Raw genomic sequence first — 13,745 nt, forward strand, 5'->3', positions numbered from 1 at the left:
TATTGAATTATGATGCTGTTTTTCTGTTGCACTCCAAGTTGCAGTCAAACTAAAGTCTAATAAAGTATATTGTCGTTTATTATAAAAATACTCAGCAAAATGTATGCGTTTTCTGTCATAGATAAATTTCATGATGCGATACGGCAACAAGATATACAGATTGCGAATGTCAAATTATTAATGAAATATTTTCCATGTGCAAGCGCCATTCTCTGCATCTCAATGCATTGAAGATTAGAGCTTAGCCAAATCTGCACAAGCAGCTATTAAGATGTGAGAGCGAGCGCAGCGCATTTTTATGTAACGCATTGTTATTATTGTTAATGCTTTGCGAGCAATGACACTGTGTCGAGACTTGTCTGAACCGGCTTTATGGACACACACAGAACTTCAACGCACGCGCGATGTTCTCAGTTTTTCACATAAGCGCATATTCACTGACGCGGAATGATTCTGCTGAAGCGCAATATGTTCAGCCCATCTCAGCCCTATTGCGGCATAAGTTCAGCCACAACCTCGGCAATGATGGATGAGAGTTTTTCCATCAACTCACCGGAATTACTTGATCTGCGCCAGTAAAGACCAATATTTCTCTGAAACCCATCGGCCTCAAGCGGTAAAAAAGCGATGTGATTTTGCGCATTTGCGCCAATGCAAGCCAGTTGCGGCAATAAAGTAAGCCCCATACCCGCCACAACCATCTGCCGTAAAGTCTCGAGACTGGTACCCCGAAAACCGTCATATTCATGTGCACCATAACGCCGGCACAATGTAAGCGCCTGATCGCGCAGACAATGCCCCTCTTCGAGCAGCATCAGACGCTGACCGGAAAGTGCATCCGCCGATAAGCGGTCTTGTCCCGCCAGAACATGTCCGGAAGGTACGGCCAGATGAAAAGGCTCACAGAATAGTTTTTGTCCGGTGACCTGCGGGTCTTCAACCGGCAATGCCAGCAATGCGGCATCAATCTGCCCGTCGATCAGTCGCTGCAATAAAACGGTGCTTTTTTCTTCCGTCAGTAAAATTTCCATGGACGGAAAATGACGCATAAATTGCGGCACAATATGCGGCAAAAGATAGGGACCGAGTGTCGGGAATACACCCAGATGCAAGCGCCGTGTACCATCGGCACAATGTCCGGCAGCTTCATCGCGCAATTGTGTCACTTCATGAAGAATTATGCGTGCGCGTCTGACTGCTGCTTCACCGGCTTGCGTAAGAATAAGTCCGCGTGATGAGCGCTCAAATAATGTGACGCCCAGCTCTTCTTCAAGCTTACGGATCTGCGCAGAAAGGGTCGGCTGGCTGGCATTGCAGACTTCAGCCGCACGATGAAAGTTGCGCTGTTCAGCCAGCGCAACCAGATATTCGAGCTCGCGGAGGTTCATGCGAGACCGCGCATTAAGCCGCCTGCTCCTCAGCAGGCAGACGGATCAGATAGTCAAAAGCTGCAAGCGATGCCCGTGCTCCTTCTCCCATCGCAATCACAATCTGCTTATAAGGTGCAGTTGTACAATCACCTGCCGCAAACACACCCGGAACCGAGGTTGCACCATATAGATCCGTGATGATTTCACCGCGGGCATTCAGCGACACTGTATCCTTCAGCCATTCAGTATTCGGCACAAGGCCGATCTGCACAAAAATGCCTTCCAGTGTGAGCGAACGGGTTTCACCGCTGATCCGGTCTTCATAGGTCAGGCCAGTGACACGTTTGCCATCGCCGGTCACTTCTGTGGTTTTGGCCGAGGTGAGAACAGTCACATTCGGCAGGCTTTTCAGTTTGCGCTGCAACACCTCATCAGCGCGAAGCGCCTTATCGAACTCGATGAGGGTTACATGGCTGACCAGACCAGCCAGATCAATCGCGGCTTCCACACCAGAGTTACCGCCGCCAATCACGGCAATGCGCTTGCCTTTAAACAACGGTCCATCGCAATGCGGGCAGAAAGCAACGCCCTTATTGATATATTGCTGTTCACCCGGCACGCCCATTTTGCGCCAGCGTGCACCGGTCGACAACACAACAGAAGTACTGGTAAGGGATGCGCCCGAAGCCAGCGTCACCTTAAAGCCTTCAGAAATCCGTTCCAGCTTAACAGCCTGCTGACCATTGATGATCTCGGCATCATAATCACGCACATGCGCTTCCAGAGCGCGGGCCAGTTTTGGCCCTTCTGTATGGGTAACCGAAATGAAATTCTCAATCGACATTGTATCCAGCACCTGACCACCAAAACGGTCAGCAACAACACCGGTACGGATGCCTTTGCGCGCGGCATAAACTGCTGCCGCTGCACCGGCAGGACCACCGCCCACAACCAGTACATCAAAAGGTGCCTGTGCGTTAATCGCTTCGGCAGCACGTTCACCTGCGCCGGTGTCGATCTTCGCCAGAATTTCTTCAGCGCCCATACGGCCGGAACCGAAAGCCTCGCCGTTCAGGAAAATGGACGGCACGGACATGACCTGACGCTCGGCAACTTCATCCTGAAACAGCGCACCGTCGATAGCGACATGCTCAATACAAGGATTAAGTACAGCCATCAGATTCAGCGCCTGCACAACATCCGGGCAGTTCTGGCAGGAAAGCGAGTAATAAGTTTCAAAACGGAAATTACCCTTGATGCCACGAATTTGGTCGATGAGCGCCTGCTCAACCTTTGGCGGGTAACCACCGGCCTGTAAAAGAGCCAGCACCAGAGAGGTAAATTCATGACCAAGCGGGAGACCGGCAAAAACCAGATGAATATCTTCACCCGGCGAGGTCAGTGCGAAGGACGGCACACGCGCACCGGCCACATTGCCGTGCTTAATCGTGATCTTGTCCGACTGTTCGCGGATTTGTTCAAGAAGTTGCAGCAGTTCGCGCGATTTAGCATCATCTCCGGCATAGGCGATGATTTCAACCGGCCGCACCAGACGTTCCAGATAGCCCTTCAGCTGGGTTTTCAAGTTCGTATCGAGCATACTGTGTTCCTCTTGCTAAACTGTCACAGATATTCGGGCAGCTGCAGAAACAGCCGCCCGTTTTATTATTTACGGCGCGTCAGATTTTGCCGACGAGGTCGAGCGAAGGAGCAAGGGTCGCTTCGCCTTCCTGCCATTTTGCAGGGCAAACTTCACCCGGATGCGAACGCACATACTGAGCAGCTTTGATCTTGCGTACGAGATCGGAAGCATCACGGCCAATGCCTTCAGCAGTGATTTCCATGGCCTGAATGATACCGTCCGGATCAACGATAAAAGTTGCGCGGTCTGCAAGACCCTGACCTTCGCGCATAACGCCGAAATTATTGGTTACAACACCGCTCGGATCGCCGAGCATGGTGTAGTTGATCTTGCCGATTGTGTCGGATGAATCGTGCCAGGCTTTGTGTGTGAAATGCGTATCGGTAGAAACCGAATAAACCTCAACACCCATTTTCTGCAGCTCTTCATAATGATCTGCAAGGTCACCCAATTCGGTCGGGCATACGAATGTAAAGTCAGCAGGATAGAAGAAAAATACGGCCCATTTGCCCAATACATCTTCTTCAGTCACGGAGATGAATTTACCCTGACGGTAAGCCTGCGCGATAAAAGGTTTGATCTGTGTGTTTACGGTTGCCATTGTGCACTCCTGTCAGAATGTTGTCTGGGCTCCGTATAGAGGCTAAGGCGCAATTTATAAAGTCAATTAATCATATAAAATTGATAGGTTTTAACTATCGCCACATAAAATTTCTATAAATGCAATTAAAACAATAAGTTAAGTCGAAATTTTGCCGGCTTTCCAATGCCTGTCATTTTTGCATAGCAGCTATGCAATATCGTCAACGCACTGCATTCTGTGGAAATCTCAGTTCTCACAGCAGTGAACTGAGCTATGTATTACGTCTAGTCTCAGTCAGGCTTCTTTTAAAAAAACACCGGCATCCCTGTCTGGCAAATGGACTTTGACTTTAATTGCCAAGATTAATTAGAATATGCGCATTCTAGAGCGCCATGTGCCAGACTTGGCACACAAAGGACGCTCTAACACTTTAAAATTAGAACATAATTTTACCTTAAACTGATCCAGGTTTAAGGAATTATGCTCTAAAGTCTCAGTAGTAAGATTTGCGGTATGAATTCAAAATCAGTCCAGTTTGATATGTTTGACACGAAAACCAGCCATCCGGTTGACGTGCCGTCGGTTGCCAACACCCGCAAATCTGTGCCGGATAATGAAGAGGCTTTAGCGCAACAACTGGAAGAAACAGGACGGTTCCGCATTCTGCGCAAGCTGACACCACGCCCGATAGTCAGGCGGAAGGACAGTCCGTTTGAGCGGCTTGCTGTACTTATTGATACGGAAACAACCGGACTGAGCCATGTGACCGACCAGATTATCGAGGTTGGTGCAGTTGCCTTTACCTATAATGATGACGGTGCTTTTGGTGATGTGGTTGGCGTCTTCAGCGGAATGCAGCAACCAACCATTCCAATTCCGGCGGAGATTACACGGCTGACCGGTATCACTGATGCAATGGTGCAGGGTCAGACACTTGACCTCCGGTCGCTGGAAGCAATGATCGAACCTGCCGATCTCATCATTGCTCATAATGCCGGATTTGACAGACCGTTCTGTGAGAAATTGTCCCCATTATTCGCGTCCAAAGCATGGGCATGTTCCGTTGCGGAAGTGCAGTGGTCAGGGTTTGGTTTTGAAGGCAGCAAACTGGGCTATCTGGTTGGCCAGAGCGGGCTATTTCATAACGGGCATCGCGCGACAGATGATTGCCACGCATTACTGGAAGTATTGATCCGGCCTGCAGGGGCGGACGCAACTGTTCCTTTCACTGAGCTGCTCAAATCCAGCCGCAAAGCCCGTGTCAGAATTTACGCGGAAAACAGCCCCTTTGACATGAAAAATCATCTGAAAAAACGGGGCTACCGGTGGTCAGACGGTAATGACGGTCGCCCCAAAGCGTGGTGGGTTGAAGTTGACGAAGACAACTATGCCGACGAGTTGCACTATCTTCAAACGGAAATCTATCGCTGGAAAGATGCTGAACCGCTATCCATCAGGCTGACAGCACAGGATCGCTTTAAAAGCCGTTAGTCGCTCTCTTGCCTGATGTTCCAGTTCGAGATTTTACTAAATGAACGAATAATTAAGATATTCTAATATTAATTAACTGATTAAATTTACATGGCGAACAAGTATTCACATAAAATTCAGGAGATAAACATTTCATACGATCTTTGAATAACTTTTCATAATCCTGTTTTTACTATAAAAGATATCTCAGAACGTAAAAATTTTTCCGTTTTGAGGATTCTCTATGAGTACGCAGCTTCAGCTAAAATCTTTGCAGCAAGGTCGTGGTTTGGCTGCGATGGCTGTTGTTGCTTTCCATCTGTCTCTGCTGCTCGGTAGTTCCCGCTACCTTAATGATGCGGTTTTTTTAAATTTTACGCATCGCGGAAATTTAGGTGTAGATTTCTTCTTCGTGCTTTCGGGCTTTATTATTGTTTTTGCACATTACAAAGATATCAATCAGCCGGAGCGTGCTCCGGAATATCTGCTGAAACGTTTCACACGACTTTTTCCCGTCTATTGGCTGTATACAGCGATTTTCTGCGGTTTAGTGGCGCTGGGATTTGGCAGCGCAAGCATTGTGCCGGAAAATTTCAGCAACTGGGTATCGACAATATTTTTAATTCGTCTCGATAGTTTCGAACTACCGATCACACCTGCATGGACGCTTATTCACGAACTTGCATTTTACCTGATTTTTGCAACGCTTATTCTGAACAGAACATTCGGTATAATTATCTTGGCTGCATGGCTGATGACCGGTGGCATAGTGTTTCAATATGCCGAAGAAGGCTCAAGATCGGCTTTAACCACTTATTTTTCTCCGCTAAATTTTAATTTTCTTATCGGAATGGCAGCTTTTTATGTCTTTCATCGTTTCACGAATATCAATCTGAAACCGGCTTTTCTGACCGGTCTTGCCTTGTTTATTCTCGTCTACATTCTGGAAAGCCGTGGTATCAGCTATCAGTATCTCCAGATCATTTATGCTGTCAGCTTCGGTCTGCTTATTTTGGGTGCAGTGTCCTACGAGAAAAGCGGGTTCCAGACTGCGAAATTCAAAATTCTCAGCCTCATCGGTGATGCTTCCTACACGATTTACCTGACGCATCTGGCATTTCTCGGCCTGATCGCTAAAGTGATGATTAAAATATCTGCATATATCCCGTTGAACCCTTATTTAATTTACCTCGCGGTCTTCAGCGCAACGATCATTGCCGGATGTTTGCTATATTGGTTCGTAGAGCGGCCACTCTTGCGCTATTGCAGAACATTAATGAACTCCAGAAAACAGAGCAGCGTGCTCATTAAGGCTGTTTAACAGCCGGAATATTGAGCCGGATTCTCCGGCGCCAACACCATCTTTGTAAAGAAAGTGGTGAACCATCCGCATTTCCGTTACAACAGACGTCCTGATCTCTGATGCAGATGCTTGTAAGACAGAGCCGTCAGCCCGTCTCGCAGCATCAGAGAATGGTTTTAAGCGATACCATCAACAATAGGAGCTTATTGCAATGCTGCCTGAAATTGTTTCGATGAATGAATGGCAAACCGCACTCGAAGAACAAATCAACAGGGAAAAAGCCTTTACCCGCGCCCGTGATCAGCTGAATGCACAACGCCGACGTCTGCCGATGGTTAAAATCGACAAGCCATATTCCTTTACCGGACCGTCGGGAGACGTCAGTCTGGCAGATCTCTTCGAGGGGCGTCGGCAACTGATTGTCTATCACTTTATGTTTGCACCCGAATGGCGGGCGGGTTGCGACGGCTGCTCATGGGTTGTGGATGCAATGACCCATCCCGCACATCTTAATGCACGGGATACATCGCTCGTACTCATCTCACGCGCCCCGCTGGAAAAATTGCAAAACTATCAGAAGCGTATGGGCTGGCAATATCCGAACTGGTACTCCTCACAGCATAGCGATTTTAATCAGGATATGGGTGCTACACGGAGTGATCCGGCCACGCCGGACATCATGCAGGAAATACATGGTGTCAGTGTTTTCCTGCGCGATGGCGAGAATATCTACCGCACCTATTTTAACGGCGCACGTGGGGTCGAGTATCTCGGCAGTCTTTGGACCTATTTGGATCTGACCCCTTATGGTCGTCAGGAGTTTTGGGAAGATTCACCCGCCGGATGGCCGCAGACGGAGCCATATGTCTGGAACCGGCGTCACGATGAATATGATCGCTAAACTGCTTTAAACTGTATTTTCACCGGCTGACAGATTTTACCTGTCTCTCCCTGAACGAATATGTTCGGGGAGAGCCCCGTTCATGCACTACAAATTACACGCCGAGATATCTGTCCTGAATATCGGCCGTCATTTCACCGGATGTGCCTTGCCAGACCGTGCGTCCACGCTCCAGCACAACACAACGATCCGCCACCGGCAGCAATTCCGACAGCGTTTTATCGACGACCAGAATGGATTGTCCACGCCGTTTCAGTTCGCGCACAGCCTTCCAGATTTCCAGCCGGATCACCGGTGCAAGCCCTTCGGTCGCCTCATCCAGCACGATCAATTCCGGATTGGTCATCAGCGCCCGGCCAACAGCCAGCATCTGCTGTTCACCGCCGGACAAAGTATTCGCCTGTTGTTGGCTGCGCTCTTTCAGTCGGGGAAACAGCTCATTCACTGCCTCAAGCGTCCATTCCCCTTTGCGGGCAGAAGCCAGCAGATTTTCCGTAACCGTCAGATTTGGAAAACAACGCCGTCCTTCCGGCACCAGCCCCAGCCCCAGCCGCGCAATACGATAAGGCTGCATCGCGGAAATATTGCGCCCCATGAAGCTGACTTTACCCTGACGCAGGGGTGTCAGTCCGAAAACTGAACGGATAGTGGTGGTTTTACCCATGCCGTTGCGCCCCATAAGCGCGACGACCTCACCTTTTTCCACATGCAGATCAATGCCGAAAAGTGCCTGTGAAGCGCCGTAAAATGTCTCTACCTGATTGAGTTCCAGCAACATCAAACCGCCTCCCCAAGATAGGCTTCACGCACCAATGCATTGCTGCGGATTTCAGCCACGGTGCCGGTCGCGACTACACGGCCATAAACCAGAACGGAAATCCGGTCGGCCAAAGCAAAAACCGCATCCATATCATGTTCAACCAGCAGCACCGGTACTTCATGGCGCAACTTGTCCAGAAATGCCGTCAACTGCTTTGAGCCTTCAGGCCCCATTCCGGCCATCGGTTCATCCAGCAACAGCGCTTTGGAGCGCAGAGCCAATGCAATTGCAATTTCAAGTTGGCGGCGTTCACCATGAGAAAGTTCGGCGCTGGACACCAGCATCCGCGATCCGAGATGAACACGATCCAGAATGGCAGCAGCCTCATCTTTTAATGCCGCATCCTGCATCACCGGTTTCCAGAAACGGAAACTGGAACCCTGACATGCCTGCAAAGCCAGCATGACATTTCGCAAGGCGGAAAATTCCGGCATCAGCGAGGACACCTGAAATGTCCGCCCCAGCCCCAGCTGCGCACGCTGTGTCACGCCGAGCGAGCCGATGTCCTGCCCGTCAAAACGGATTGTGCCACTGTCATGCTTAATCGTACCGGCGATCTGCCCGATCAGAGTGGATTTTCCGGCTCCGTTTGGCCCGATCAGCGCATGGATTTCTCCTTTGCGTAAATCCAGACTGACATCATCAGTCGCTTTCAACCCGCCAAAGCTTTTACGCAGGTTTTTAATGTCGAGAACAGTCTCAGCCATAACGGATTTTCCCTGCAACAAGCCCAATAATGCCGCCACGCGCAAACATCACAACACCAAGTAGTATCAGCCCGAAGAAGAGCTGCCAGTGTTCAACCATGCCGCCAAGTGCGAATTCAAACAGCACATAGAGCACCGCACCGATCAGTGGACCAAACAAACGCCCCGTGCCGCCAAGAATAATCAGCACGATCAGTTCGCCCGACATATGCCATGACAGCATGGACGGACTGACAAAACGATTGAGATCGACAAATAAAGCACCGGCAAGTGCCGTAATCATCGCGGACAATACGAAGGCGACCAGTCTGATACGCAAGGGGCCGATGCCAACGGAAGCCAGCCGCAATTCATTCTGCCGTGCACCTTCCAATGCCGCGCCGAAACGGGAATTGCGGATGCGTGAAAACAGAAACAGTGCCACCATCAAAACGCCGTAAGCGATCAGGAAAAAGCTCAGCGGTTTGAGCGTATTCACGCCGGGGAAATTATTACGCAATGCGAGGGACAAACCGTCCTCACCGCCATAGGCCGGCCATGAAATCGCGAAATAATAAATCATCTGCGCGAAAGCCAGTGTAATCATAATGAAATACACGCCCGATGTGCGCAGGCTGATAATGCCGATCGGCAGCGCGACAAGACCGGCAACCAGCATAGCAACAGGCCAGATAATCAGCATCTGGTCACTGCCTGAAATCGCAACCGGCCAGCTCATCAGCGCCGATCCGTCGGCAGCATGGCTGGCCAGAATACCGGTAATATAACCGCCGATGCCAAAAAATGCGGCATGACCGAAAGACACCATGCCACCAAGACCCAGCACCAGATTAAGCCCTGTGGCTGTCAGTGCCAGAATGGCAATGCGTGTCACCAGTGAGATATAAAATATCTCGCCCATCTGATTGGCAATCAATGCGATGATCGGCAGTGCCAGCGCAAAAACCAGACTTATCATTGTTTCGCGTGTCATCGTGCCAGCTCCTGACATGTCTTACCTGTCAGCACCCGAACTGCATCACAGCATGAAGAAAACATTGTGAAATTATCCATTGGCTGCAAACAATCCCTGTGGGCGCACCGTGAGAATGATCGCCATAACAATATAAATCAGCATGGATGCCAGCGCGGTTCCGGCTGTTGCAGCCTGCGACGGCTCCATAAAGACTGCGAACAGTTTGGGCAGCAAAAAGCGCCCCATCGTATCCACCACGCCAACCAGAACAGCACCGGCCAGCGCACCTTTAACCGAGCCGATACCGCCGATCACAATCACCACAAAAGCGAGGATCAGTACCGGCTCGCCCATGCCGACCTGTACGGATTGCAGCGCCCCGACCAATGCACCGGCAAGGCCTGCAAGTGCCGCACCTAATGCAAAAACAATCGTGTTGAGTTTTGCAATATCAACGCCCAATGCGCCGATCATTTCACGATCTGCCTCACCGGCGCGGATGCGCATACCAAGACGGGTTTTTGCAATGAGAAAATACAACCCGACTGCAACAACAATACCGGCACCGATAATCGCCAGCCGGTATAGCTGATATTGTGAGCCACCGGGCAGCGTAACAGAGCCCTGCAAAAGTGGCGGAATATCCAGATAAAGCGGAAATGAACCAAATATCCATCGCGTCGCATCGGAGAAAATCAAGATCAGTGCGAAGGTTGCCAGAACCTGATCGAGGTGGCTGCGATTATATAATCTGCGGATCAGCACCATTTCCATGATTGCACCGGCAGCAGCAGCGGCAATCAGGCTGGCAATGAGCCCGAGCCAGAAAGACCCGGTTGCCGCAGCCACAACGGCACAGGCAAATGCGCCGACCATAAATAATGATCCATGTGCAAGATTGATAACCCCCATAACCCCGAAAATAAGGGTCAGGCCGGCGGCCATCAAAAACAGCATAACGCCGAATTGTAACCCGTTGAGTAACTGCTCAATTAAAAGTGCAGAAGACAAAACCGCGTCCGATCTGTTGATTGGTTCTCATAAAATATCTTTGAAAAAAGTCGTCTATGCCGCCCGAAGACCTATTATGGCAACAGTCCGGCCGGTACTGAAGACAGTCTGAGCGAAAAGCAGCGACAGTTCACACTGTCGCTGCATCCGTTTGCATCAGAGCTTGCAGTCTTTTGCATAGTTGTCCTGATGATCGGTGAAGCTTGTTGCTACGATCTTATTGGTCAGGACGCCGTCTTCCTTGATCACTTCGCGCATATAAATATCCTGAATAGGATGGTTATTATTGCCGAATTTGAACTTGCCGCGAACAGATTTGAAATCAGCCGCTTTCATTGCTGCGCGGAAAGCGTCTTTGTCATTCACACTTGCTTTGGCGGCAGCGGACAGGATCAGGTTGGCTGCATCATAGCCCTGCGTTGCATAGAGCGAAGGCAGGCGGCCATATTCTTTTTTGAAGGCCTCGACGTAGGCTTTATTGGCTTCATTGTCGAGATCTTTTGACCAGTGGGAAGAGTTCTTCACACCCACAGCCGCATCACCAATCGCGCCGAGCACATCCTGATCGAAGGAGAAACCTGGGCCGGTTACCGGAATGGTCATGCCCGACTGTGAATATTGCTTCATGAACGCAATGCCCATGCCGCCCGGCAGGAAGAAATAAACGGAATCGGCACCGGAAGCACGGATCTGAGCAATCTCGGCGGCATAATCGGTCTGGCCGACTTTGGTGTAAATTTCACCGGCCAGTTTGCCTTTATAGAAGCGCTTGTAACCGGTCAGAGCATCGGTGCCTGCCGGATAGTTCGGTGCCAAAATAAAGCTGTTTTTATAGCCTGCGGTATTGGCATAGTTGCCGACAGCTTCATGCAGATTATCGTTCTGATAGGCAGCATTAAAGTAATTGGCATTGCATTTGGCACCGGCCAGCGCAGACGGGCCCGCATTGGTAGAAACGTAGATTTTATCCTGCGCCACAACGCTTGGTACTACGGCCATCGCAAGATTGGACCAGACAATACCGGTCAGAATATCGACCTTATCGCTCTGCACCATTTTATCAGCGATCTGCACAGCCAGTTCCGGCTTTTGCGCATCATCTTCAACGATAACGCTGACATCTTTATTGCCGGATTGTTTGACCGCCAGCAGAAAGCCGTCACGTATATCAATGCCGAGTCCGGCACCGCCGCCGGAAAGCGTTGTGATCATGCCGATTTTCAGAGGTTCAGCCATTGCAGAACCGGAAAATGCCAGCCCCAGACCAAGACAGGCCGTTGATAAGCCAAGAGTAATTCGTTTCATCAGTGTTCCCTCGCGATTATTGTTATTATGCAGTTCAATAATAAAATGCCATTACTTACAAGCCTGCTTTTGCTTCTCCCTCCGCTTTTGCCATTTCCGAAGCAAAATTAAGCCTGTATCCTTATAAACAGAGTAATCTGCGCGTCAGCACATGGTCTGCGTCTGCCAGACCGTCAATGATATCCATATGATGTTTATGCGGTTCCGCCACTTCATCGATTGAGAGATCAAAACCGCTCCACAAATTAGCCAATGCCTTATTTTGCCGGATAAATTCCAGCAATTCCGCCGCGCCGACCCATGCTGTCACATCAATACTGTTCAGAGGCTCAAGCAAAGCCGGACTTTCCTTGCGCGCCTGTTCCAGATCAAGCCTGAAATCATCATTCATTTTCAGATTCAGCAAAGGTCGCAAATCACTTAGCGCCGAGATCGGTACGATCTTGCGCAAACGTTGTTGCAGGCTGCGGCTCAGAGGCGTTGTGGTTGTTCCCATCCGCGCAACCAGATGCCCGCCCGCTGAATGCCCTGTCAGATGTAACGGGCCTGCAACCATTGATGCGGCCTGCACAATTGCCATACCAATTTCAGCTGTAATTTCGCTGATCTTCGCTTGCGGGCAAAGTGTATAAGACGGGATCGCTACAGCAAAACCATGCGCAACGGCACCGGCAGCAAGATAAGTGAAATAGGACTTATCAAAGCGCACCCAGTAGCCGCCATGCACGAACACAACCAGCCCGCGCGGCTGCCCCTGCGGCATCACAATATCCAGAAGATTGCGCTCTTCCGACCCATAGCGCACATCAGCGATCAACCGGTTTTGTGCCTGCATCTGCTCACGAAAACTTTGTGATTTTTGCTGCCATTGCGGAGGAAATTGCGCAGAATTCGGGACATGCAGCACATTCGAATAGGCCAGATCCCAGTCTTTATTGGCTGGGCTATCCGGTTCAGCGGGCGCGGTTTTTAAAACCGGTTCTGCCGCTCTGATCTGCATTCCCCGTTCCTCCGTCATGACTGCCTCTCAAATATCTCCATAAATAAAAAATAATTTCAAGCATGAAATTTCATACTTGAAATTATTTTTGTAAGTGACACCATAAAAGAAATCAGCCGCCCTGCGAATGCATAAAATCTTTGCAGGCGGCAACGGAGTGAGACCATGAAAAGTGCCGAAAATCAGCAGCACACAGTGGCAGGCGGGCGTGCTTCCGATAAGCAGAGCCTGCGCAACTGGCTGAAACTTCTCAAATCGACAAAGCATGTTGAAGCAGTGATCCGCGAAAAGCTGCGTCAGGAATTCGATACGACCCTGCCCCGTTTCGACGTGATGGCAGCGCTGTACCGGTTTGAAGGCGGCCTCAAAATGACTGAATTATCTGCGGCCTTGCGGGTTTCCAACGGCAATGTCACCGGCATTGTTGAACGGCTGGTCAGCGACGGTTCCGTTTTGCGGGTTCCGGTTGCGGGCGACAAGCGCGCCATGCTGGTGCGCCTCACCCAAAAGGGACGCGAAGAGTTTGAAGCCATGGCCGCCGCCCATGAGCATTGGATCAGCGAGATTTTCAGCGTGCTGTCACCGGCACAATCGGCAGAACTGGTCACGGTTATCGATACAATCGAACATGCGCTGGCCTTGCAGGACGAGCACGATCATCTGGCTTAACCGGCACCA

The 13,745-nt window shown here is 50.2% G+C and carries 13 protein-coding genes; 4 read left to right on the top strand and 9 right to left on the bottom strand.

All coding sequences use genetic code 11. The features are described 5' to 3' along the window. Window positions 1-488: 488 nt before the first annotated feature. From JNC80_RS11475 to ahpC, 3 genes are all read right to left on the bottom strand, one after another. Complete coding sequence (locus JNC80_RS11475) at window positions 489-1,388, bottom strand: LysR substrate-binding domain-containing protein (RefSeq protein ID WP_376710410.1); 900 nt, start codon at window positions 1,386-1,388, stop codon at window positions 489-491. Between the two features lie 13 nt (window positions 1,389-1,401). After that, entirely contained in the window at window positions 1,402-2,970 is a 1,569-nt protein-coding gene (ahpF, locus tag JNC80_RS11480) for an alkyl hydroperoxide reductase subunit F (protein WP_376710411.1), read from the bottom strand. Window positions 2,971-3,049: 79 nt separating this feature from the next. Next, the gene (gene ahpC / locus JNC80_RS11485; RefSeq protein ID WP_022709552.1) at window positions 3,050-3,613 is read right to left on the bottom strand and encodes an alkyl hydroperoxide reductase subunit C; all 564 of its coding nucleotides are present in this window, start codon (window positions 3,611-3,613) and stop codon (window positions 3,050-3,052) included. A gap of 495 nt (window positions 3,614-4,108) precedes the next feature. On the opposite strand from ahpC, the gene JNC80_RS11490 reads away from it, so the two are divergent. The 3 genes from JNC80_RS11490 (at window position 4,109) to JNC80_RS11500 (ending at window position 7,269) form a co-directional block, all read left to right on the top strand. Further along, the gene (locus JNC80_RS11490) at window positions 4,109-5,086 is read left to right on the top strand and encodes a 3'-5' exonuclease (protein WP_376710412.1); all 978 of its coding nucleotides are present in this window, start codon (window positions 4,109-4,111) and stop codon (window positions 5,084-5,086) included. Window positions 5,087-5,309: 223 nt separating this feature from the next. After that, complete coding sequence (locus JNC80_RS11495; RefSeq protein WP_376710413.1) at window positions 5,310-6,386, top strand: acyltransferase family protein; 1,077 nt, start codon at window positions 5,310-5,312, stop codon at window positions 6,384-6,386. A gap of 193 nt (window positions 6,387-6,579) precedes the next feature. Continuing rightward, window positions 6,580-7,269 carry a DUF899 domain-containing protein gene (locus JNC80_RS11500; protein WP_376710414.1) on the top strand — a complete coding sequence of 230 codons (690 nt, stop codon included), beginning with the start codon at window positions 6,580-6,582 and terminating at the stop codon, window positions 7,267-7,269. Between the two features lie 94 nt (window positions 7,270-7,363). Here the strand turns inward: JNC80_RS11500 and JNC80_RS11505 are convergent, their stop codons facing one another. The 6 genes from JNC80_RS11505 to JNC80_RS11530 form a co-directional block, all read right to left on the bottom strand. Beyond that, window positions 7,364-8,047: an ABC transporter ATP-binding protein gene (locus JNC80_RS11505; RefSeq protein WP_370637854.1), complete on the bottom strand. Its 684-nt coding sequence runs from the start codon at window positions 8,045-8,047 to the stop codon at window positions 7,364-7,366. Then, complete coding sequence (locus JNC80_RS11510) at window positions 8,047-8,796, bottom strand: ABC transporter ATP-binding protein (protein WP_022709557.1); 750 nt, start codon at window positions 8,794-8,796, stop codon at window positions 8,047-8,049. Before JNC80_RS11510 ends, JNC80_RS11505 begins: the two co-directional genes overlap by 1 nt. Continuing rightward, entirely contained in the window at window positions 8,789-9,769 is a 981-nt protein-coding gene (locus JNC80_RS11515) for a branched-chain amino acid ABC transporter permease (protein WP_376710415.1), read from the bottom strand. Before JNC80_RS11515 ends, JNC80_RS11510 begins: the two co-directional genes overlap by 8 nt. Before the next feature lie 72 nt (window positions 9,770-9,841). Further along, window positions 9,842-10,762 (bottom strand): branched-chain amino acid ABC transporter permease, encoded by a 921-nt coding sequence (locus JNC80_RS11520; protein ID WP_121993208.1) that lies wholly within the window; start codon window positions 10,760-10,762, stop codon window positions 9,842-9,844. Between the two features lie 156 nt (window positions 10,763-10,918). Continuing rightward, window positions 10,919-12,067, bottom strand: a complete 1,149-nt coding sequence (locus JNC80_RS11525; protein WP_022709560.1) for an ABC transporter substrate-binding protein — start codon at window positions 12,065-12,067, stop codon at window positions 10,919-10,921. Between the two features lie 121 nt (window positions 12,068-12,188). After that, window positions 12,189-13,067 (bottom strand): hormone-sensitive lipase, encoded by an 879-nt coding sequence (locus JNC80_RS11530; RefSeq protein ID WP_376710416.1) that lies wholly within the window; start codon window positions 13,065-13,067, stop codon window positions 12,189-12,191. A 165-nt stretch (window positions 13,068-13,232) separates the two neighbouring features. On the opposite strand from JNC80_RS11530, the gene JNC80_RS11535 reads away from it, so the two are divergent. Next, on the top strand, window positions 13,233-13,736 hold the full coding sequence (locus JNC80_RS11535) for a MarR family winged helix-turn-helix transcriptional regulator (protein WP_376710417.1): 504 nt from the start codon (window positions 13,233-13,235) through the stop codon (window positions 13,734-13,736). Window positions 13,737-13,745: the final 9 nt, after the last annotated feature.

The organism is Pseudochrobactrum lubricantis (genome assembly GCF_041929865.1).
Classification (GTDB): Bacteria; Pseudomonadota; Alphaproteobacteria; order Rhizobiales; family Rhizobiaceae; genus Pseudochrobactrum; species Pseudochrobactrum saccharolyticum.

What these genes read in the sequence shown, in the direction of transcription:
- JNC80_RS11475 (WP_376710410.1), bottom strand. Translation starts at nt 1,388, where the DNA reads ATGAACCTCCGCGAGCTCGAATATCTGGTTGCGCTGGCTGAACAGCGC.
- ahpF (WP_376710411.1), bottom strand. Translation starts at nt 2,970, where the DNA reads ATGCTCGATACGAACTTGAAAACCCAGCTGAAGGGCTATCTGGAACGT.
- ahpC (WP_022709552.1), bottom strand. Translation starts at nt 3,613, where the DNA reads ATGGCAACCGTAAACACACAGATCAAACCTTTTATCGCGCAGGCTTAC.
- JNC80_RS11490 (WP_376710412.1), top strand. Translation starts at nt 4,109, where the DNA reads ATGAATTCAAAATCAGTCCAGTTTGATATGTTTGACACGAAAACCAGC.
- JNC80_RS11495 (WP_376710413.1), top strand. Translation starts at nt 5,310, where the DNA reads ATGAGTACGCAGCTTCAGCTAAAATCTTTGCAGCAAGGTCGTGGTTTG.
- JNC80_RS11500 (WP_376710414.1), top strand. Translation starts at nt 6,580, where the DNA reads ATGCTGCCTGAAATTGTTTCGATGAATGAATGGCAAACCGCACTCGAA.
- JNC80_RS11505 (WP_370637854.1), bottom strand. Translation starts at nt 8,047, where the DNA reads ATGTTGCTGGAACTCAATCAGGTAGAGACATTTTACGGCGCTTCACAG.
- JNC80_RS11510 (WP_022709557.1), bottom strand. Translation starts at nt 8,796, where the DNA reads ATGGCTGAGACTGTTCTCGACATTAAAAACCTGCGTAAAAGCTTTGGC.
- JNC80_RS11515 (WP_376710415.1), bottom strand. Translation starts at nt 9,769, where the DNA reads ATGACACGCGAAACAATGATAAGTCTGGTTTTTGCGCTGGCACTGCCG.
- JNC80_RS11525 (WP_022709560.1), bottom strand. Translation starts at nt 12,067, where the DNA reads ATGAAACGAATTACTCTTGGCTTATCAACGGCCTGTCTTGGTCTGGGG.
- JNC80_RS11530 (WP_376710416.1), bottom strand. Translation starts at nt 13,067, where the DNA reads ATGCAGATCAGAGCGGCAGAACCGGTTTTAAAAACCGCGCCCGCTGAA.
- JNC80_RS11535 (WP_376710417.1), top strand. Translation starts at nt 13,233, where the DNA reads ATGAAAAGTGCCGAAAATCAGCAGCACACAGTGGCAGGCGGGCGTGCT.